Source organism: Qipengyuania pacifica (genome assembly GCF_019857205.1).
Lineage (GTDB): Bacteria > Pseudomonadota > Alphaproteobacteria > Sphingomonadales > Sphingomonadaceae > Qipengyuania > Qipengyuania pacifica.
The window spans coordinates 477,043-495,906 of sequence record NZ_JAHWXO010000001.1; the positions used below are offsets into that span (position 1 = coordinate 477,043).

At 61.0% G+C, this 18,864-nt stretch carries 16 protein-coding genes; 8 read left to right on the top strand and 8 right to left on the bottom strand.

Annotated elements, in window-relative coordinates; translation table 11 throughout:
- Positions 1–63 precede the first annotated feature (63 nt).
- Together KYK83_RS02445 and KYK83_RS02450 are read right to left on the bottom strand one after the other, a co-directional pair.
- The gene (locus KYK83_RS02445; RefSeq protein ID WP_222827060.1) at positions 64–2,397 is read right to left on the bottom strand and encodes an FtsK/SpoIIIE family DNA translocase; all 2,334 of its coding nucleotides are present in this window, start codon (positions 2,395–2,397) and stop codon (positions 64–66) included.
- Positions 2,398–2,453: 56 nt separating this feature from the next.
- On the bottom strand, positions 2,454–3,005 hold the full coding sequence (locus tag KYK83_RS02450) for a thiamine phosphate synthase (RefSeq protein ID WP_222827061.1): 552 nt from the start codon (positions 3,003–3,005) through the stop codon (positions 2,454–2,456).
- 22 nt (positions 3,006–3,027) lie between these two features.
- Here KYK83_RS02450 and KYK83_RS02455 point away from each other — a divergent pair, with 22 nt between their 5' ends.
- On the top strand, positions 3,028–3,699 hold the full coding sequence (locus KYK83_RS02455; RefSeq protein WP_222827062.1) for a YggS family pyridoxal phosphate-dependent enzyme: 672 nt from the start codon (positions 3,028–3,030) through the stop codon (positions 3,697–3,699).
- 19 nt (positions 3,700–3,718) lie between these two features.
- Here the strand turns inward: KYK83_RS02455 and KYK83_RS02460 are convergent, their stop codons facing one another.
- Complete coding sequence (locus KYK83_RS02460) at positions 3,719–6,478, bottom strand: [protein-PII] uridylyltransferase (protein ID WP_222827063.1); 2,760 nt, start codon at positions 6,476–6,478, stop codon at positions 3,719–3,721.
- Complete coding sequence (locus KYK83_RS02465) at positions 6,475–8,169, bottom strand: class I adenylate-forming enzyme family protein (RefSeq protein WP_222827064.1); 1,695 nt, start codon at positions 8,167–8,169, stop codon at positions 6,475–6,477. The genes KYK83_RS02460 and KYK83_RS02465 overlap by 4 nt, the downstream gene beginning before the upstream one ends.
- A 163-nt stretch (positions 8,170–8,332) precedes the next feature.
- Between KYK83_RS02465 and lgt the strand changes: the two genes are divergently transcribed.
- Positions 8,333–9,199, top strand: coding sequence for a prolipoprotein diacylglyceryl transferase (gene lgt, locus KYK83_RS02470; RefSeq protein ID WP_221596503.1), 867 nt, complete (start codon positions 8,333–8,335; stop codon positions 9,197–9,199).
- A gap of 5 nt (positions 9,200–9,204) precedes the next feature.
- A complete protein-coding gene (locus KYK83_RS02475) occupies positions 9,205–10,290 on the top strand; it encodes a class I SAM-dependent methyltransferase (RefSeq protein ID WP_248284196.1) in 1,086 nt (361 codons plus the stop codon).
- Here the strand turns inward: KYK83_RS02475 and KYK83_RS02480 are convergent.
- The 4 genes from KYK83_RS02480 to KYK83_RS02495 all read right to left on the bottom strand — a co-directional run bounded on the left by KYK83_RS02480 (position 10,287) and on the right by KYK83_RS02495 (position 14,646).
- A complete protein-coding gene (locus KYK83_RS02480) occupies positions 10,287–11,831 on the bottom strand; it encodes an ABC transporter permease/substrate-binding protein (protein ID WP_222827065.1) in 1,545 nt (514 codons plus the stop codon). The genes KYK83_RS02475 and KYK83_RS02480 overlap by 4 nt on opposite strands.
- Complete coding sequence (locus KYK83_RS02485) at positions 11,828–12,595, bottom strand: ATP-binding cassette domain-containing protein (protein WP_222827066.1); 768 nt, start codon at positions 12,593–12,595, stop codon at positions 11,828–11,830. The genes KYK83_RS02480 and KYK83_RS02485 overlap by 4 nt, the downstream gene beginning before the upstream one ends.
- The gene (locus tag KYK83_RS02490; protein WP_222827067.1) at positions 12,592–13,050 is read right to left on the bottom strand and encodes a hypothetical protein; all 459 of its coding nucleotides are present in this window, start codon (positions 13,048–13,050) and stop codon (positions 12,592–12,594) included. The genes KYK83_RS02485 and KYK83_RS02490 overlap by 4 nt, the downstream gene beginning before the upstream one ends.
- Positions 13,051–13,119: 69 nt before the next feature.
- Positions 13,120–14,646, bottom strand: a complete 1,527-nt coding sequence (locus KYK83_RS02495) for a sensor histidine kinase (protein WP_222827068.1) — start codon at positions 14,644–14,646, stop codon at positions 13,120–13,122.
- A gap of 165 nt (positions 14,647–14,811) precedes the next feature.
- On the opposite strand from KYK83_RS02495, the gene KYK83_RS02500 reads away from it, so the two are divergent.
- The 5 genes from KYK83_RS02500 (at position 14,812) to KYK83_RS02520 (ending at position 18,829) form a co-directional block, all read left to right on the top strand.
- Complete coding sequence (locus KYK83_RS02500) at positions 14,812–15,975, top strand: isovaleryl-CoA dehydrogenase (protein ID WP_222827069.1); 1,164 nt, start codon at positions 14,812–14,814, stop codon at positions 15,973–15,975.
- A 3-nt stretch (positions 15,976–15,978) separates the two neighbouring features.
- On the top strand, positions 15,979–16,263 hold the full coding sequence (locus tag KYK83_RS02505) for a hypothetical protein (RefSeq protein ID WP_103024018.1): 285 nt from the start codon (positions 15,979–15,981) through the stop codon (positions 16,261–16,263).
- Positions 16,264–16,336: 73 nt separating this feature from the next.
- Positions 16,337–16,504, top strand: a complete 168-nt coding sequence (locus KYK83_RS02510; protein ID WP_222827070.1) for a hypothetical protein — start codon at positions 16,337–16,339, stop codon at positions 16,502–16,504.
- A complete protein-coding gene (locus KYK83_RS02515) occupies positions 16,501–18,111 on the top strand; it encodes a carboxyl transferase domain-containing protein (RefSeq protein ID WP_222827071.1) in 1,611 nt (536 codons plus the stop codon). Before KYK83_RS02510 ends, KYK83_RS02515 begins: the two co-directional genes overlap by 4 nt.
- Positions 18,112–18,190: 79 nt before the next feature.
- Positions 18,191–18,829: a hypothetical protein gene (locus KYK83_RS02520; RefSeq protein WP_222827072.1), complete on the top strand. Its 639-nt coding sequence runs from the start codon at positions 18,191–18,193 to the stop codon at positions 18,827–18,829.
- The last annotated feature ends 35 nt before the right edge of the window (positions 18,830–18,864 follow it).

Genomic DNA, 18,864 nt, shown 5'->3' on the forward strand with positions numbered 1-18,864 from the left:
TGGATCGGGACTTAGCGAGCCATCCAGCGCAAGTCCCGCCCAAATTTCGAAACTTTTCAGCTTCTAAAGCGGATTTCCGTCCTGATCGCGGAAGATCTCGCGACGCCCCACATGGTTGGCCGGCCCTACCAGCCCTTCGCCTTCCATGCGCTCGATCCATTTGGCAGCGGTGTTGTAACCGACCCCCATCTGGCGCTGAAGCCAGCTGCCAGACGCTTTCTGGTTCTCGATAACAATCTGACAGGCCTGGCGATATTTCCGTTCTTCCGGATTATCCGAAGCGGTGAATTCGTCTTCGAAATTGAAGCCGCCATCTTCCGGTTCTTCGGTAACCGCGTCGACATAGTCGGGCTTGCCCTGTCCACGCCAGTGATCGGCCACACGTTCAACTTCCTCGTCGGACACGAAGGGGCCATGCACGCGGATCATCGCGCCGGTATTGGGTTTATACAGCATGTCGCCCTTGCCGAGCAGCTGTTCGGCCCCCTGTTCCCCAAGGATGGTGCGGCTGTCGATACGGCTCGTCACCTTGAAGCTGATGCGGGTCGGGAGGTTGGCCTTGATGACGCCGGTGATGACATCGACCGAAGGGCGCTGTGTCGCCATGATCAGATGGATGCCGGCGGCGCGCGATTTCTGGCTGAGGCGCTGGATCAGGACTTCGATTTCCTTGCCAACAGTGACCATGAGGTCGGCCAGTTCGTCGACAATCAGTACGATGAGGGGCAGGGGCTCGTAATTGAGCTGCTCTTCCTCGTACAATTCTTCGCCCGTTTCGGGATCGAAGCCCGTCTGCACGCGGCGACCCAGTGGCGAACCCTTCTCGATCGCCTTCTTCACCTTTTCGTTGAAGCCCGCGATGTTGCGTGAATTCACGCTGCTCATCATGCGGTAGCGCTTCTCCATTTCCTCGACCGCCCATTTCAGCGCCCGGACCGATTTGTGGGGCTCGGTAACCACAGGACTCAGGAGATGCGGAATGTCGTCGTAAGTCTTGAGCTCCAGCACCTTGGGATCGATGAGGATCAGTCGGCACTCGTCAGGCGTGAAGCGATAGAGCAGTGAAAGCAGGATCGCGTTGAGGCCGACCGACTTACCCGAACCGGTGGTACCGGCCACCAACAGGTGAGGCATGGCAGCAAGGTCTACGACGATCGGTTCGCCTGCAATGTCCTTGCCCAGGATCATGGGCAGGCTGCCGTGATGGTCGATGAAGGCGGCCGAATTGGCGAGCTGCTTGTAACTGACCATCTGCCGGTCCGCGTTGGGCAGTTCGATCCCGATCACCGTCTTGCCCGGAATGGGAGAAACGCGCGCGGAAATTGCCGACATGTTGCGGGCGATATCTTCCGCAAGGCCGACCACGCGGCTGGCCTTGATACCCGGTGCCGGCTCCAGTTCGTACATGGTGACCACGGGTCCGGCGCGCACCGCGGTGATTTCACCCTTCACGTTGAAATCGTCGAGCACGTTTTCCAGCAGGCGCGCATTGCGTTCCAGCGCCATCTTGTCGAGCTTCGGCGCAGCATTTTCGGGCGCATCATCGAGCAGATCGTGGCTCGGCAATTCGTAATTGGCGAACATGTCGCGCTGCTTGGGTTTGGCGGCAACGGGCTGAGCAGGCATCGGCGCGGGATCGGCGATTTCGGGCGCGCGGCGCGGTTCGCGCAAGGGCAGATCCTCGTCATCCTCAAGGCTTTTCATCGGCTTGGCACGGGTCTGCTTCTTGGGTGTCAACGGCAGGTCGAATTCGGGCAAGTGTGCCTTGCGTTTGACGAAGTCGGGCAAGGTGAGGAATTGCGCCCAGTCGATCGCGAAGACCCGGGTGACGAGCGCCACCCCGCCGCCGAGCGTGACAAGAGCGAGCAGCAGCACGATCCAGCCTGAAAAGTCGCCACCGAAACGGTCCGCGACAGCTTCGATCCCCAGGCCACCCAACTGACCGAACAAACCGCCAAGCCCGGCCGGCAGGCTGCCGGTCGCCGGCTCGAACGCCAGCGCCAGCACCGTGCCCAGCAAGGCGATGGCGGCAAGCAGCATGGCGAAGGGACCCCACCAGCGGCCGGGGGTACTATCCTCGTCGTCCCGTTCCACCCCGGTCCACAGCCGGCGGGCTGAAATATAGAGCAGCGGCAAAAGCAGCGCCGCCGGAAGTCCCAGGTAGTTAAGCGCGCGTTCGCTGGCCCAGGCGCCGGTTGCCCCCATCCAGTTGCGGATGTCGTCGCCGCCCGCTGCAGTAGAGGGACTCGGATCGGTCTGCGTATAGCTGGCGAGCGCCAAGGTCAGGAAAACAAGGATCGCGAACAGCAAGCCTGCGCCTGCCATATGTGTAGCGCGGCGAAAGGAGCGGCGGAAAGCCGCGCGCCAATCGGGTGCTGCGCCTGCGCGCGTAGCCATTTCGTATCCCCTGACCTGTCGAGAGAGTGCAGTATGAGTCCTCCCGGACAGGGAGGTCAAGCGACGTTCGTCGAACCGAGTCCATCGATGGCGCCCCAGCGGGGCCACCCCAACTCTCGCGCGCGTTCATGGGTCATTCCGCCAAGAGCGATCACCGGCACGGGCGATTGCCGGGCCAGCGCGTGAAACGCATCGATACCGAGGGTCTTGGCACCTGGATGCGAAGCTGTGGCGAACACCGGCGAGAGGAAGATGCCTTCCGCTCCCGCTGCGACCGCCGCCGCCAGTTCGTCCTCGTTATGAGCAGTAGCAAGGAAGAGGCCATCTCTTGGCCTGGTTGCAGACCCGTAGTGGCCGTCCGCGCCCCAATCGTCATCACCGGATAGGATAACCGTGTGTCCACATTGGCGAGCGATCGCTGCAAGCTCGTCGAACCGCGCACGCCGCGTGTCGGGATCGAGGTGATAGTGGCGAAAGACGAAGCCCGAACCAGTTGGCAGACTTTGAAGCGCCGTCTCAATTCTAGCGTCGTTTCGCCGATCGCTCAGCAACCAAAACAACGGGAGGATGGGCCGATCGGCTCCGGGATGATGCTGGCGTCGTGTCACACACACGCTATAGCGCGACGCGATGGAAAAGGCAGACACCCCGCTAAGGCAAGTACAGGCGAATATTGCCAAGGCTTGCACAATCGCCCGCCGCGAACCCGGCGATGTTACGCTCGTTGCGGTCAGCAAGACCCATCCGGCTGAGGCGATCGAACCATTGCTTCTGCAAGGGCAGCGCCATTTCGGAGAAAATCGCGTTCAGGAAGCGCAGGACAAGTGGCCCGCACTGCGGGAAGCCTACCCTGCAGCCCAGTTGCACCTCATCGGCCAGCTTCAGTCGAACAAGGCCGATGACGCCGTGGCTTTGTTCGATGTCATCCACTCGCTCGATCGGCCAAGCCTGGTAAAGGCGCTTGCGAAGGCCATGGATAAGCTGGATCGGCGCATTCCGTGCTTTGTGCAGGTCGATGTGGGCGTTGAGGAACAGAAAGGCGGGTGCCCTGTGGCCGATCTGCCCGGACTGCTCGAGCAGGCTCGCTCGGCCGATATTCCGGTTGCCGGGCTCATGTGCATTCCGCCGTTCGAGATCGAGCCTGCGCCATTCTTCGCATTCCTTGATCGGCTAGCCAGCGATCACGGTCTCGACGGGCGTAGTATGGGCATGAGCGGGGATTACGAAACAGCAGTAAAACTCGGCGCTACGCATGTGCGCGTGGGTACTGCACTATTTGGTGAACGCGCCTCGCCCCGCTAGCGATCTGCTGCCCGCGCGCTCAGGCGTTCTCCAGCCGATCTTGCGTTGCGTCACTTGCGGCCTCCATGAGCCGCGCCTCGATGCGGTTCATGCGGTCGCCGCGCTCCAGTTTTCCGCCGGTAAGGTCGGTGACGTAAAACGTATCGGCAGCCCGCTCCCCGTAATTGGTAATATGGGCGGAATGGACCACCAGTCGGCTTTCGAACAGCGCACGGGCCAAACGGTTGAGCAGCGCGGGCCGATCGCGGGCGTTGACCTCGACCACGGTGAACTTGTTCGATGCCTTGTTGTCGAACAGAACCCGTGGCGCGACATCGAAAGCACGCGCACGGCTGTGCGCCAACGGACGCTGTGCCAGTCGTGGCGCCAGATCGACCTTGTTCGCCAGCGCATCGGCGATGCTGCTTTTCAGCCGTTCCAGCTGGCCTTCTTCGGCAAAGGGTTCCCCGTGGGGATCCTGCACCAGGAAATTGTCGAGCGCCCAGCCCATCCGCGTGGTGTGGATGCGGGCATCAATGATGTTTCCGCCTGCGAGATGGATACCGCCGGCAATTCTATAGAACATGCCCGGATGGTCGGCCGCGATTACCGTGACCAGCGTTGCCCCGCGCGCTTCGTAATATTCGCAGTGAATGGAAAGCTGATGCTCCCGTTCGCGCGCGGCAGCGTAGTGCACCAGGTTCAGCGCGATGATATCGATCGGTTCAGCGATCCAGTATGCGTCGCCCATGGTCTGGGCCAGATCTGCGACGAGATGGCCCTTTTCCCCGAGATCGTCTGCCACCTCCGCCTGCTTGTGCGCGATTGTCTGTTCGCGACCATGCCGCATGTGCCCCAGCCGCAAGCGCTCGCTCGATATGTCGTAAAGTTCGCCCAGCAACTGGCCCTTCCAACTGTTCCAGGTGCCCGGACCGACCGCGCGTATATCGACCGCGGTAAGGATTGCGAGATGCCGCAGCCTTTCCTGGCTTTGCACCTGACCGACGAAATCTTCTATCGTTTTGGGGTCGGTAAGATCGCGTTTCTGCGCCGTGTGGCTCATCAGCAGGTGATTGAGAACCAGCCAGGCCACCATCTCTGTTTCGCTCTCGCTCAGGCCGAAACGCGGGCACAGATCTCGCGCAACTTCCGCCCCGAGCACGGAATGGTCGCCCCCGCGGCCCTTGGCGATATCGTGCAGCAACGCGGCGACATAGGCGACGCGGCGCGAATTCACCTTGTGGATCAGACGTGCGGCGCGCGGATGATCATCCGTTAGTTCGCCCTTTTCGATACGGTTCAACAGTCCGATCGCACGAATCGTATGTTCGTCCACCGTATAGTGGTGGTACATATCGAACTGCATCTGCGCGTTGACCTTGCCGAAATCCGGCACGAATTTCCCGAAAACGCCAGCTTCGTTCATCCAGCGAAGCACCATTTCGGGATCGTTGCGCCCGCACAATAGGTCGAGGAACAGCGCGTTGGCCCGTTCGTCATTGCGGATCGCATGGTCGATGAGGCCCGTTTCACGGTTCGCCTGGCGCATGGTGTCGGGGTGGATTTCCAGTTCTTCGGATTCGGCCAGCTGGAATATCTCGATCAGCCGCACGGGGTCCTTGCGAAACCAGTCCTCCGACGGTGCGGCGATCTTGCCCCCGTAAACGCGGTAACCCTTCAGTTGCCGTGCCTTCTGTTTCCACCCCGCGAAGAAGCCGCGGCGCGCCGTTCTGGCCTCGAACTGCTCGTCGATATGGGCCAGGAAGATTCCGGTAAGGGAGCCGACCCGTTTGGCCTGCAGGAAGTAGAGTTGCATGAACCGCTCTACCGCACTCTTGCCCGGGCGTTCGGCGAATTTCATTCTTTCCGCGATACGCCGCTGCAGGTCGAAGGTCAGGCGGTCTTCGGCACGGCCCGTCAGCACATGCATGTGGCTGCGTACGGCAAGGAGGAAGTTCTCCGCCCGCCTGAAACTGCGATATTCGGCCGGGGTGAACAGGCCGATCTCGACCAGTTCCGACGCCGTGCGCACGCGATGGATGAACTTGCCGATCCAATAGAGCGCATGCAGGTCGCGCAGCCCGCCTTTGCCATCTTTCACATTGGGTTCGACGACATATCTGCTGTCGCCCATGCGTTTGTGGCGCGCGTTGCGTTCAGCCAGCTTCTCGGTCACGAAGGTGCGTTCATTGCCCCGCACCACCTCGGCCGTGTAGCGGCGCGACCCCTCGTCGTAGAGCTCCTGATCGCCCCAGACATACCGCCCTTCGAGGAGGGCTGTGCGAATGGTGAGGTCGCTCTTCGACAGCCGGATCGCTTCATCCAGCGTGCGGGTCGAATGGCCTACCTTCAGACCCAGATCCCACAGCATATAGAGCATCGCTTCGACGACCTGCTCGCACCATGCCGTTTTCTTGCCGCCGACGAGGAACGCGATGTCGACGTCGGAATGCGGCGACATTTCAGACCGACCGTATCCGCCGACAGCCATGATCGCCAACCGCTCCGCCTTGGAACGGTTGGCGCTGGGATAGAGATGGGCGGTCGCGTGATCGTGGATCACGCGGATCAGTTGGTCGATCATGAATGCGAAACCGCCCGCATTCTCATGCCCGGCGGACGGTTTCTCTTTCAGGCGGCGCTCGAGCTCGGCCCGGCCTTTGTCGAGCGCAGTCTTGAGCAGTTTTACGACATGAGGACGGGCTTTGTCGCCATGCTCCCCCACCAGCGCGTCGATTTCGGAAGCAAGGGCGCGCCGGTCGATTATCGCACGCTGTCGGGGGACACGCAGGGCATTCAAGCGGCGAGGTGCTCCTTGGCAAAATTCGCCTTCACGGTGCGCTTGTCGACCTTCTGGGTGCCGAGGCGAGGCAATTGCTCATCGCTTTTCCAGATGACCGAAGGCACCTTGAACGCAGCAATATGCTCGCGCAGGAATTCCTGCAGATCCTCGACCGAGAGATCCTTGCCGTCGTGGGTGTAGTAGACGGCAGCGGGAATCTCGCCGAAGCGTTCGTCGGGAAGGCCAAAGACCGAACATTCGGCCACTGCCGGATGCGCGTAGATCGCTTCTTCCACTTCGATGCAGCTGATATTCTCGCCGCCACGAATGATGATGTCTTTCTTGCGGTCGACGATGAACAGGTAATCGTCCTCGTCGAGATAGCCGAGGTCGCCCGTGCGGAAATACCCGTCTGCGGAAAAAGCCGCCTTGGTCGCTTCCTCGTTCTTCCAGTAGCCGAGGAAGTTGCACACCGAGCGGATCGAAACCTCGCCAACCTTTCCGCGCTCCATGGGTTTGCCGTCGTCGTCGAGAATGGCCATGTCGACCAATGGCCGCGAAGGCATGCCGGTGCTGTTGGGTTTGGCGAGATAATTTTCGTTCAGATTACCTGCGCCCACGCCATTGGTTTCGGTCAGGCCGTAACCCAGAGCGGGAAAGCCGTCTTTGAACGCGTCCTTGATCTTCTTCACATGTTCGATCGGGCGCGCTGCGCCGCCGCCAGCGAAGGTCTTGCATTGCGACAGATCGTATTTTTCACGATCCGGATGCACGGCGATCTCGTAACTCATCAGGGGAACGCCAACGAAATAGGTGATCTGTTCGTCTGCCAACAGGCGCAGGGCCTCGGTTGCATCCCATTTGGGCATCAGCACCAGCTTGCGCCCCATCGCGAAGCTCTGGAGGAACAGCGGCACTTCGCCAGTGACGTGGAAGAGCGGAACGGCGACCAGTGCGGAAGGCTGGACGGTTGGGGCATCGCCCTTTTCCGTGAGAAGCTGCAGGATCATCGCGGTCTGGCAGACATAGTTCATGGTGCCGGAAACGACGCCGAGATGATCCGAATACGCCCCCTTCGGGCGCCCGGTCGAACCGGATGTATAGAGGATGGTGGCAAGGTCATCCGGGCCGATCTGGCCGAGCATGGCCATGGCCGTGCCGCCTGCCGCCCATACCGGGGCCAGACCTTCCGAAGGCTTGCCGTGATCGAAGACCACAAGCTTCGAGGCATGCTTTACGCCATCGAGCCGGGCCGCACGCGGGGGATCGGCGAGGACGAGCTTGCATTCGCAAAGGTCGATTCCGTAAGCGAGTTCTTCCCCGGTCCACCAGCCATTGAGCAGTGTCGCACAGCCACCGGCCATGAGAATGCCCATGTAGGCGACGATCCAGTTCGTCGAATTGCGGGCCGCAAGACCAACGCGGTCACCCTTTTCAATTCCATGCAGCGTGGCAAGACCGTGGGCGACATGGCTGGCAGCGTGCCATATCTCGCCGAAGGTCATGCGGATGTCGCCATCGACGATGAACGTATCGTCTTTCTTTTCGTTACAGAAATGCGCGAAGTAATGGACGACGCTGGGAGGTGCGTTCTTGAACGCGGGCATCTGCACGCCGCGGCGCGTCACTTCTGTCAGTTCGAACATCTGGCCGGGCGCGGTGACGGCATCGGTGATGCGATGGATGTCCTTGTCGAGTTCTGTCGGCATCGGTCGTAAAATATCCTCTCCAATCGGCGCAGAACCTCCGGTTCGAGGCACGCGCAATAACTGCGGCTCGACGCAGGCTTCCCCCCAAACCCCTGCTATGCCAAAAGCCGCCCCGATGGGTCGCCGGTCGCGGCCTTGGATTCACCTCTAAGGGGATAAGCACTTGCTGTCACTACTGGCTGCATCGGGCGCGGCAGAACCGATCTACTGGGAAAATCTGGGCTTGCGGCCCTATCTTTTCGAGATCGGCGGTTTCCAATTGCGATTCTACTCGCTCGCCTACCTCTTCGGCATATTGCTGGCCTACTGGCACCTGTCGAAAATGATCAAGGCACCGGGATCGCCCATGGCCCAACGCCACGCGGACGACCTCTTTTTCTATTGTACACTTGGGGTCATCCTCGGCGGCCGGCTCGGTTATGCCGCATTCTACAAGCCAGAACTGTTCGGCGGTGTGGAACTGTTCAAGCTGTGGGAAGGGGGAATGAGCTTCCATGGCGGGGTTATCGGGGTGCTCATTGCAATCAGCTGGGTCGCATGGCGCAACGGACTGAACTGGCTGCGCATCTGCGATTACATCTCGGTGAATGTGCCCTTCGCCTACATGCTTGGCCGGCTGGCAAACTTCATCAACGGCGAATTGTATGGCCGCCCGGTAGAGAGCGATTTTCCTTTCGCCATGGTTTTCCCAACCGATCCGGATCAGCTCGCCCGCCATCCAAGCCAGCTATATCAGGCCGGGTTCGAAGGGCTTTTGCTAGGTGTGCTGCTGTTCGCGCTCTTCTGGAAAACGCGTGCCCGCTATCGGGCCGGACTGCTGGTTGGCGTGTTCACCATCGGCATGGGTCTCGGCCGGTTCCTCATGGAATTTTTCCGCGAGCCGGACGCCTACCTCGCTTATGTCGTCGTGGAAACGGGCCTCTCCCGCGGGCAGTGGCTCAGCCTTCCGATGATCGCGGTAGGTATCGTCGTTGTGATCTATGCGATGATGAAGCCGCCCGTTGGCGGCCCGGCCAGGGCTAAACCGTAGTCCACATGAGGGATCGACCAGAGACGGATCTGGCGCGCACGTTTCGCCGCCTGATCGACCAGCACGGACCGATGCCCGTGCTGCGCTATATGGGTGAAAGCAACGCGCGTTATTATACAACGCGCGACCCGTTGGGCGCTGCTGGCGATTTCACCACTGCGCCGGAAATCAGCCAGATGTTCGGCGAAATGGCTGGGCTGTGGCTCGCGGACATCTGGGTGCGGGCGGGGCGACCGGCAAATCCGATCTATGTCGAGCTTGGCCCAGGCCGTGGGACTTTAGCCAAGGATGCGCTGCGTGCCATGGCCAGTCAGGGGCTGCGCCCGGACGTGCATCTGGTCGAGGGTTCCGAGGCCTTGCGCAAAGTGCAGGGCGGTGTGCTGGCGGGAGCCCAATTTCACGATACGATGGATAGCGTCCCGGATGGTCGCCCCATTCTTTTGCTGGCGAACGAATTCCTGGACGCCTTGCCCATCCGGCAACTGGTAATGACCGAAAAGGGCTGGCGCGAACGGATGGTCGGCATCGAAGGGGGAGAATTCGCCTTCGTGTCCGGACCCAATTCGATGGACGACGCCGTCCCGGAAGCCCAACGCGCAGCACCCGCGGGGACTGTGATCGAAACCTGCCCCGGAGCAGCAGCCCTGGTCGAAGCCGTCGCTCGCCGGATAGACGTGCAGGGCGGCGCCGCGCTTTTCATCGATTACGGGCACGTCGATGTCCGCAGCGGATCCACCTTGCAGGCGGTAAAATCGCACGAAAAGCTCGACGTGTTCGACGCGCCGGGAGAAATGGATCTCACGGCGCATGTCGATTTCGCCACACTAGATACTATTGCTCGCCGCGAGGGGCTGGCCAGTTCGCTGACGACCCAAGGTGCTTGGCTCGGCGCGATGGGCATCGCATTGCGAGCAACGGCACTTGCAAAGGCATCCCCCTCTCGCGCCGATGAAATCGAAGTTGCGGTCGAACGGCTGGTTCAACCGGACGCGATGGGCGAGCTGTTCAAATGTCTCGCGATTACGGCGCGCGACTGGCCGCGCGGCGCGGCTTTCCCCGAAGGCGAGCGGCGCAAGCCCGAAGCGACTTAGGAGCCGCCGAGTCCCACGCGCTGGGCCAGCCTCGTTGCTGCTTCGCCGAACGACAGTTTGTCATCCTCGCGATCGACGGACAGGTTCGCTGCCCGCATCGCCTCCACATCTATCGCCCCTACCAATGGCCTGAGGACCTCCAGCAGGCGGGCGTCGCGGCTTGCCTGAGGCGAGACGAGGAGGATGGCGTCGTAGTTCGGCAGCGCGCCTTCGGGATCATCCAGAATGACCAGATCGTCGGCAGCGATGCGTCCGTCCGAGGTATAAGCGCCAATCACGTCGGCTTCGCCCGATCGCAGCGCGTTGTACATGAAAGTGGGTGAGAAGGTGCGCTGGTCTGCGAAACGCAAGCCATACGCATTGCGCACTGAGACCCATTCGGGCCGCTCGAAAAACTCAGGGTCACCGCCAATCGTCAAGCTTTGCGCGCGGACCGCGAGATCGCCGATGGATCGAACTCCGCCTTGTGCAGCCTTTGCGCGTGGCATTGCGAGGCCATAGGCGTTTTCGAAACCAAGCCTTCCTACTACATTCGTACCGCTGGTGCGCTGTTCCCAATCCACGATTTCGGTGAGCATCGCGTCGCGGTCGGGATTGTCGCTGCGTTGCATCTCGTTGGCCCAGATCGTTCCTGTGTAATCGACCATGATGTCGATGGCGCCGGTGGAAACGGCGCGATGCGCGACCGCCGAACCCAGGCCGTCTCGATAAGCGACCGTATATCCGCTCGCTTCCAGCCGCTGACCGATAAGACGAGCAAGGACATATTGCTCTGAGAAGCTCTTTGCCCCAATCACGATACGATCGTCGTCGCTGTTGCCGAAGGAAACGAACAACGCTGCCAGAATGCCCAGAAGGACCGCTGCCAGTCCTCCCAGGCTTAGGACCCGGCGCCGTGTTCGAAGCCCCTTCTCAATGGTCCCGAGAAGCGCATCGGCGACTATCGCCAAGCCGGCGCTGGCGATACAGCCTGCGAGCACCAGCACCCAATTCTGCGTCTGCAATCCGGCAAATATAGGATCGCCGAGGCTCGGTTGGCCGATCGTGGTGGACAGTGTCGCAGCGCCAATGGTCCAGACGGCCGCGGTACGGATGCCCGCCATGATGTAAGGGGACGACAAGGGCGCTTCGACCAGTCGCAAGCGCTGCCAGAAGGTCATTCCTACACCGTCAGCAGCCTCGATTACCCCTGGGTCGAGATTGGTCTGCGCTGTCACAGCGTTGCGGAGGATCGGCAGGAGGGCGTAGAGCGAAAGGGCAAGAAATGCGGGCAGGAAGCCGAGCGTTGGCAAGCCTTCGCCGAATATCGCGCGAAGGTTCAGCAGGATCGGAAAAAACAGGGCGAGCAGGGCGAGCGCGGGAATGGTCTGAACCAGGCTGGCGAAGCCAAGCGTGATCCGCGCGATCGGTGGCGAGCGGCTTGCCCAGATCGCCATTGGCAGTGCGACCGCAATACCCAGCATGATCGCCGCGGCCGAAAGCAGGACATGAGCTGCGAGCTTGTCGCCCAGGCCAAGAAGGGCCGTCCAGATATCGCTCATCGGGTAAGCTCGGCCAGCCGGTCCGCTTGCGTGCGCGGCACGGCAACGAGACTTTGTGCAATCTCGCCGCCACCCCCGTGGAGCAGGGACTGCGGGGTTTCATCGGCAACGATGGTTCCTGCTTCCATCACAAGAACCCGATCGGCCAGTAGCAGTGCTTCGGCCATGTCATGGGTGACCATCACCGTGGTCAAATTCAACTCGCGATGCAGGCTTCGCACACGCTCACCCAAGGCATCGCGGGTGACCGGGTCGAGCGCACCGAACGGCTCGTCCATCAGCAGGAGCTGCGGCTCGTTCGCCAGCGCGCGGGCCACACCGACCCGTTGGCGCTGCCCGCCGGACAGTTCGTTCGGCATGCGCGTGGCCATGGAGCGTTCGAGATCCACCAGGTCGAGCAGTTCCGCGATCCGTTCGCGCGTCAACTTCTGGCCGCTGATACGCGGGCCGATCGCGATATTCTCGCCCACGCTCATGTGGGGAAACAGCCCGACCGACTGGAAAACATAGCCGATCCGCCGTCGCAGGGCGGCAAGCGGCAGGCTTTCTACCGGATCGCCATCGATCAATACCGCGCCGGAGCTCGGATCGACCAATCGGTTGACCGTCTTGAGCAAGGTGGACTTGCCCGATCCGGATGCCCCAACAAGCGCAACGAATTCGCGCCGGGCGACGGCGGTGGAGATGCTCTCTACCGCCTGGGTGCGGTCATAGCTTTTACAGACGTCGCGAAATTCGAGCAGCGGTTGCGTCTGCTGGTTCACTCTGCCTGTTCCGATCCTTCGCCGGGCGGGGCGTATTCGACGCGCGTAAGTTCGATCTCGGTGTCGCCGCTTCTTGCGCGCATGGTATCCCCGTTCATACGCTCGGGCCTCCAGCAGCGCTCCACTCCGTTCTCGCTATCGGGTGTGAAGCAAAGGAGCTTGTCTCCCTCGTCCTTCGAATACGTCCAGCTGCCGGTCTGCCACGGATCGCCATTGCGCAGATCGCGATAAGTGCCGTCGGGATCGATTTCCGTAACATAGCGTGCCCCGTCTTCCGCGATCGCCCGCCAGGCGGTGGAACTGAATGCTTCGGGGACAGCCCGGGAGGAAGATGGTTCGGTCGTTGCGACAGTTTCGAGCCCGTCGGTCCCGATAGTTCCGCCTGCCGTGTTCCCAGTCGGAGAACAGGCGGCCAGCGCAAGCGCAAGAAACCCCGATGCAAATAGAAATCGCATATGTTCTGCTCCCCTTTGTATCGGCGTGTGGGAAAGCACAGCAATTGGGCTGGTGCAAGGCAGCTGGGATCAGTTCCCTATCGACTGCCGCGGGAAAGCGATACGCACGCGTAGTCCGCCGTCGGCAAATTCGCGCTCGAACGACCCCTTGAGCTGCCCTTCAACCGCCATCCGCAACAGGCGCGAACCGAACCCTTCGCGTTCCTGCTCGTCCGGAACCTGATAGCTCGGGGCGCTCTCTTCCCAGATCACGCAAATGTCGTCGCTATCGTCGCTATCCCCTTCGACGGTGACAGTCACCTTTCCTTCCTCGCTGGAAAGGGCGCCATATTTCGCAGAGTTCGTAGCAAGCTCGTGGAAAATCAGGGCGAGTGGCGTGGCGGCGCGTTCGCCGACGGCAACGCCGGGGCCGACGATGCTGAAACGCGCGTTTCCAGCGGTATCGTAAGGTGCCAGCAAATCGGACAGCAGCCCGGACAGCGTGCCGCCCTTGTGCCCATGGCCCGGGCGGACATAATCGTGTGCTGCCCCCAGCGCGCGAATGGTTTCACTCAATTCAGATGCGAATTCCGTAACCTCCGGCTTGCCGCGCGAACGGATTGCCACGAGGCCCGAAATAACGGCGAAGATGTTCTTGATACGATGCGAAAGTTCATTCGCCAGCAAGTCGCGGGCTTCGGCCATTCGGCGCTGGCGGTCGACGTCGATGACTGTTCCGAACCAACGCGGTTTTCCCGTTCCCGCAGACGTTCGAACGGCTCTCGAGAGCATCCAGCGATAATCGCCATCTGCAAGTTTCAGGCGCCATTCGTATTCGAAGGGTTCCCCGCTCTTCAGCGATGTCCGAAAGGCGTCGATCGCAGTTTCCCAGTCTTCGGGGTGTATGGCAGTCTGCCAGTCATCCAAACTTTGCGGCTGGGAAAGACCAGTCAGTTCATCCCACTGCACATTGACGTAATCGAAATTACCCGAGGCATCAGCCGACCAAGCAATCCCGGGAACGCTGTCGATCATCCGTTTGAGATCGCTTTCCCGCTCGTTGACAGCTTCCTTTGCCGCATCGCCCAGGCGCTGCTGGGATATGCGCCGCATGGTAGCCTTCGCGAGAACCGACAGTGCGTTTTGCTGAAGCTGGGACAGCCCGTCTTCGTGAGGCTCGCTATCGATGAGGCAAAGAGCGCCCAGGGCCGCGCCTTCGGCAGAGATCAGCGGCTGACCGGCGTAAAAGCGGATATGCGGCTCACCCGTGACGAGCGGATTGTCCGCAAAGCGAATGTCTTCCTTCGCGTCGCGAATGACCATAGGTTCCGTGCCCAGCATGGCATGCGCGCAGAAACTGGTCGAGCGCGGCGTTTCGCGCGCTTCTATTCCCGTTCGAGCGAGGAACATCTGACGGCCCTCTTCGACCATGGTGACCATGACCATGGGTACATCGCAAACCTTCGCTGCAAGATCGACGATCTCCTGCAGTTCGGGATCGTCGATCATGGCGTCCGTACCGTGCGCAGCAAGGATCGCGAGGCGCCGTTCCTCGTCGCAATAGGCTTCCGAAGGGGGTTTGCCTTCGGGCCAAAGGATGTTTTCCTTACGGTACATGCTCTCGTCCAGAGGCGCTTTAGACTCAAATTTAAACGAATACCTAACGCAAAAAGCAAGTTCGCAGCTTCTGTCTATCGTGCAGTCCAATCGGTTTGCTCCGCAGCCTTGGCTCGGCTATCGGCCCTGACGACAGTTACTTTCGCGAGCCCTTGAGGAGAGACGATGCGCGCGACCCCCCAGTTCGATTTCCAGCTCGGCGAAAGTGTCGAGATGATCCGCGAGGCTACGGCCCGCTTCGCAGACGAGCAGATTGCCCCGCTCGCCGAAAAAATCGATCGCGAGGACTGGTTTCCGCGCGACGAGCTCTGGAAACAGATGGGCGAACTCGGTTTGCATGGCATTACCGTATCTCAGGAGGACGGCGGCCTGGGGCTCGGCTATCTGGAACATGTCGTCGCCGTGGAAGAAGTGAGCCGCGCCAGTGCCTCGCTCGGCCTTTCCTACGGCGCCCATTCCAATCTGTGCGTCAACCAGATCCGGCGGTGGGGCAACGAAGAGCAGAAGGCCAAATATCTTCCGGGCCTGATCAGCGGCGAACATGTCGGCTCGCTCGCCATGTCCGAAGCCAGCGCCGGATCCGACGTCGTTTCGATGAAACTGAAAGCGGAGGCGGTCGATGGCGGCTACGTACTCAACGGCACCAAGTTCTGGATTACCAACGCGCCTTTCGCCGATACTCTGGTGGTCTATGCCAAAACAGATGGCAGCGCGGGCAGCCGCGGTATCACCGCCTTCCTGATAGAAAAGGGCGACCCAGGCTTTTCGATCGGGCAGAAGATCGAAAAGGTCGGCATGCGTGGCTCCCCTACATCGGAACTGGTTTTCGACGACTGCCGCATTTCCGAAGATCGGGTGATGGGGCCGGTCAACGGCGGTGTCGGGGTTCTGATGAGCGGGCTCGATTATGAACGCGTGGTGCTTGCCGGATTGCAGCTCGGTATCATGCAGGCATGCCTCGATACGGTCATTCCCTATCTGCGTGAAAGAACGCAATTTGGCAAACCCATCGGCAGCTTCCAGCTTATGCAGGCCAAGGTGGCCGACATGTATGTCGCGCTGCAGTCGGCCCGAGCCTACACCTATGCGGTGGCCAAGGCCTGCGACAGTGAACAGACGACCCGTTTCGATGCGGCAGGGGCCATCCTTCTTGCATCGGAGAACGCGTTCCGCGTTGCGGCAGAATCTGTTCAGGCGCTGGGCGGGGCTGGTTATACGCTCGATTGGCCAGTGGAACGGTATATGCGGGATGCGAAACTGCTCGATATCGGAGCCGGAACGAATGAAATCCGTCGGATGTTGATCGGCCGTGAACTGATCGGGGCATGACTTATGAGCGACACCGTCCTTACGGCTCTCCAATATTACGGTGCAGGGGCGGCGCTGGTGGCGGCTTTCGTCGTGTCTTTGAACATCAGTACACGCGTGACTGGCTGGGCGTTCGTCTTATTCGTCACCAGTTCGATCGCCTTGGTTGCGTGGGGATTCCTGAAACAGGATGCAGAAGGAATCGGCTGGCAGAATATCGGTCTGCTCATCATCAACATCGTCGGCGTCTATCGCTATCTGATTGCAGCGGGCGGTAACGATGATGGATCCCAAGCAAGCCGCGGTTGATGTGCCGGACCTGCTGGGCGAATGCCCGTGCGGCAACACAGCCCGCGCATTCTGCGGGCGTTGCGGATCACCCGTGTATTCTCGCCGTAACAGCGTCCCGGGAAAATTGCAGCCGCGCACCGAACTGATCCTCGATTTCCAGCAACCCGAAGAACTGACTCGGCAACATGGCGGATTTGCCCTGCCGTGGATCGGCCCGCTAGCCCGCATGGCCGAAACGCCCCAGAAGGAAACCGCATGACCGCCCCCGTTCTTATGTCCACTCTCGATCGCGAAGCTCCCGAGGCCAAGGCGCGTTTTACACACAATGCGTCGCTCGCGGCCGACTTGCGGGCCAGCGTTGCCGCCGCTGCGCTGGGCGGTTCGGAAGGTAGCCGGGAACGGCATGTCGGGCGGGGCAAGCTTCTCCCGCGCGAGCGCGTGGAGCGCCTGCTCGATCCCGGCAGTTCCTTCCTCGAAATCGGCCAGCTTGCCGCCAATGGCATGTATGGCAAGGACGAGATCAATGGCGCGGGTCTGATTGCCGGGATCGGGCGTGTCTCCGGCCGTCAGGTGATGATCGTGTGCAACGATGCCACCGTTAAGGGCGGTACCTATTACCCGATGACGGTGAAGAAGCACTTGCGTGCGCAGGAGATCGCGCAGGAAAACCGCCTGCCCTGTATCTATCTGGTCGACAGCGGAGGGGCGAACCTTCCCCACCAGGCCGAGGTCTTTCCCGACCGCGACCATTTCGGTCGCATCTTCTTCAATCAGGCGAACATGTCGGCGCTCGGCATTCCGCAGATTGCCTGTGTGATGGGATCGTGCACTGCCGGTGGAGCCTATGTGCCCGCCATGTCCGACGAGACGGTAATCGTGCGCAATCAGGGCACGATCTTTCTCGCCGGGCCACCGCTGGTGAAGGCGGCCACGGGCGAGGAAATCAGCGCCGAGGATCTCGGCGGCGGCGACCTGCATGCGAAGAAATCCGGCGTGGTCGATCATCTGGCGGAGAATGACGAACACGCGCTCACGATCGTGCGCGACATCGTGAGCCACCTCGGCGACAACTACGCTCATGCAAAGGATATCGAGCTGAAAGAGCCCCGCGCGCCTAAATTCGACGCCGAGGATCTTTATGCGCTGGTCCCGGAAGATGTGCGCGCGCCTTACGACGTTCACGAAGTCATTGCGCGGCTGGTCGACGGCAGCGAATTCCACGAATTCAAGCAGCACTATGGCAGCACACTGGTCTGCGGCTTCGCCCACATCTGGGGCATGCCGGTGGCCATTTTGGCGAACAACGGCGTGCTATTCTCCGAAAGCGCGCAGAAGGGCGCGCATTTCATCGAACTTGCCTGCCAGCGACGCATTCCGCTCCTGTTCCTGCAGAATATCTCCGGTTTCATGGTTGGCGGCAAATACGAGGCCGAAGGCATCGCCAAGCATGGCGCGAAGCTGGTGACCGCTGTCGCGACCGCCAGCGTGCCCAAGGTGACCGTGGTCATCGGCGGCAGCTTCGGTGCCGGCAACTATGGCATGTGCGGGCGCGCCTACTCCCCGCGGTTCCTCTTTACCTGGCCCAACGCGCGGATCAGCGTGATGGGGGGCGAACAGGCGGCATCGGTTCTGGCCACGGTGCACCGCGATGCCGACAGCTGGACGACGGAACAGGCGGAAGAATTCAAGGCCCCGATCCGGCAAAAGTACGAAGACGAGGGGAACCCCTACTATGCCACTGCGCGGCTCTGGGACGACGGGGTCATCGATCCGGTGCAGACGCGCGACGTGCTTGGCCTAGCTTTTGCCGCAGCACTCGAAGCGCCGATCCCCGAACGCCCGCAATTCGGGGTCTTCAGGATGTAGCGCCGCGGAACCGCATGGCCCTCACGCGCATTGCGGTTAGTAATTATGGGGATTGGGCGGGTGTCTAGGAGAGATATCCATGTCGGGCCAGGAAATTACCCTTGCCGTCGTTATTGCTGCAGCAGTTGTCATCCTGTTGCTCGTCTGGCTCTTCATGCGTCAGCGTCGCACGCAGGCGCTGCGCGATGCCTTCGGCGAGGAATATGATCGCACGGTAGAGGCGCGAGGAAAGCGGAGCGCTGCCGAAGACGATCTGATCGAACGCAGGGAACGTGTAGCGAAACTCCAGATACGCCCGCTCACTGCTTCCGAGCGTGACAGCTATGCTAACGACTGGAATGAAACCAAGGCGTTGTTCGTCGATAGCCCGGTAGAGGCGGTGAGCCGAGCGGATCGCTTGCTGACCGATGTTATGAACACCCGCGGTTACCCGATGGGCGATTTCGAAAACCGCCACGCCGATCTGACCGTCGATCATGGTGAGGTCGCCAAACACTACTTCGCCGGCCACGAAATTGCTGCCCGTTCGAGCGACGCGACGACAGAAGAACTCCGCAGGGCCATCAACCACTACGAAGCGCTATTCTCGGATATGACCAGCGAAATCGCCGACGAGACCAGCGCTTCTGGCGAGAGCGAAATCGATGAGGCCGGCCGCCGGGAGGCTCCCACGAAGCCGGCGGCTTTCAGCACCACGACGCGCCGCCCCGGCGACTGAACTCCCGTTTCGACCTGTTCTGAATTCCTGACCGC

Bases quoted from the DNA above. Each gene is read 5' to 3' on its own strand.
- KYK83_RS02515 (WP_222827071.1), top strand. From the start codon at position 16,501: ATGACCGCCCCCGTTCTTATGTCCACTCTCGATCGCGAAGCTCCCGAG.
- KYK83_RS02495 (WP_222827068.1), bottom strand. From the start codon at position 14,646: ATGTACCGTAAGGAAAACATCCTTTGGCCCGAAGGCAAACCCCCTTCG.
- KYK83_RS02500 (WP_222827069.1), top strand. From the start codon at position 14,812: ATGCGCGCGACCCCCCAGTTCGATTTCCAGCTCGGCGAAAGTGTCGAG.
- KYK83_RS02475 (WP_248284196.1), top strand. From the start codon at position 9,205: ATGAGGGATCGACCAGAGACGGATCTGGCGCGCACGTTTCGCCGCCTG.
- KYK83_RS02455 (WP_222827062.1), top strand. From the start codon at position 3,028: ATGGAAAAGGCAGACACCCCGCTAAGGCAAGTACAGGCGAATATTGCC.
- KYK83_RS02480 (WP_222827065.1), bottom strand. From the start codon at position 11,831: ATGAGCGATATCTGGACGGCCCTTCTTGGCCTGGGCGACAAGCTCGCA.
- KYK83_RS02445 (WP_222827060.1), bottom strand. From the start codon at position 2,397: ATGGCTACGCGCGCAGGCGCAGCACCCGATTGGCGCGCGGCTTTCCGC.
- KYK83_RS02490 (WP_222827067.1), bottom strand. From the start codon at position 13,050: ATGCGATTTCTATTTGCATCGGGGTTTCTTGCGCTTGCGCTGGCCGCC.
- KYK83_RS02465 (WP_222827064.1), bottom strand. From the start codon at position 8,169: ATGCCGACAGAACTCGACAAGGACATCCATCGCATCACCGATGCCGTC.
- KYK83_RS02520 (WP_222827072.1), top strand. From the start codon at position 18,191: ATGTCGGGCCAGGAAATTACCCTTGCCGTCGTTATTGCTGCAGCAGTT.
- KYK83_RS02505 (WP_103024018.1), top strand. From the start codon at position 15,979: ATGAGCGACACCGTCCTTACGGCTCTCCAATATTACGGTGCAGGGGCG.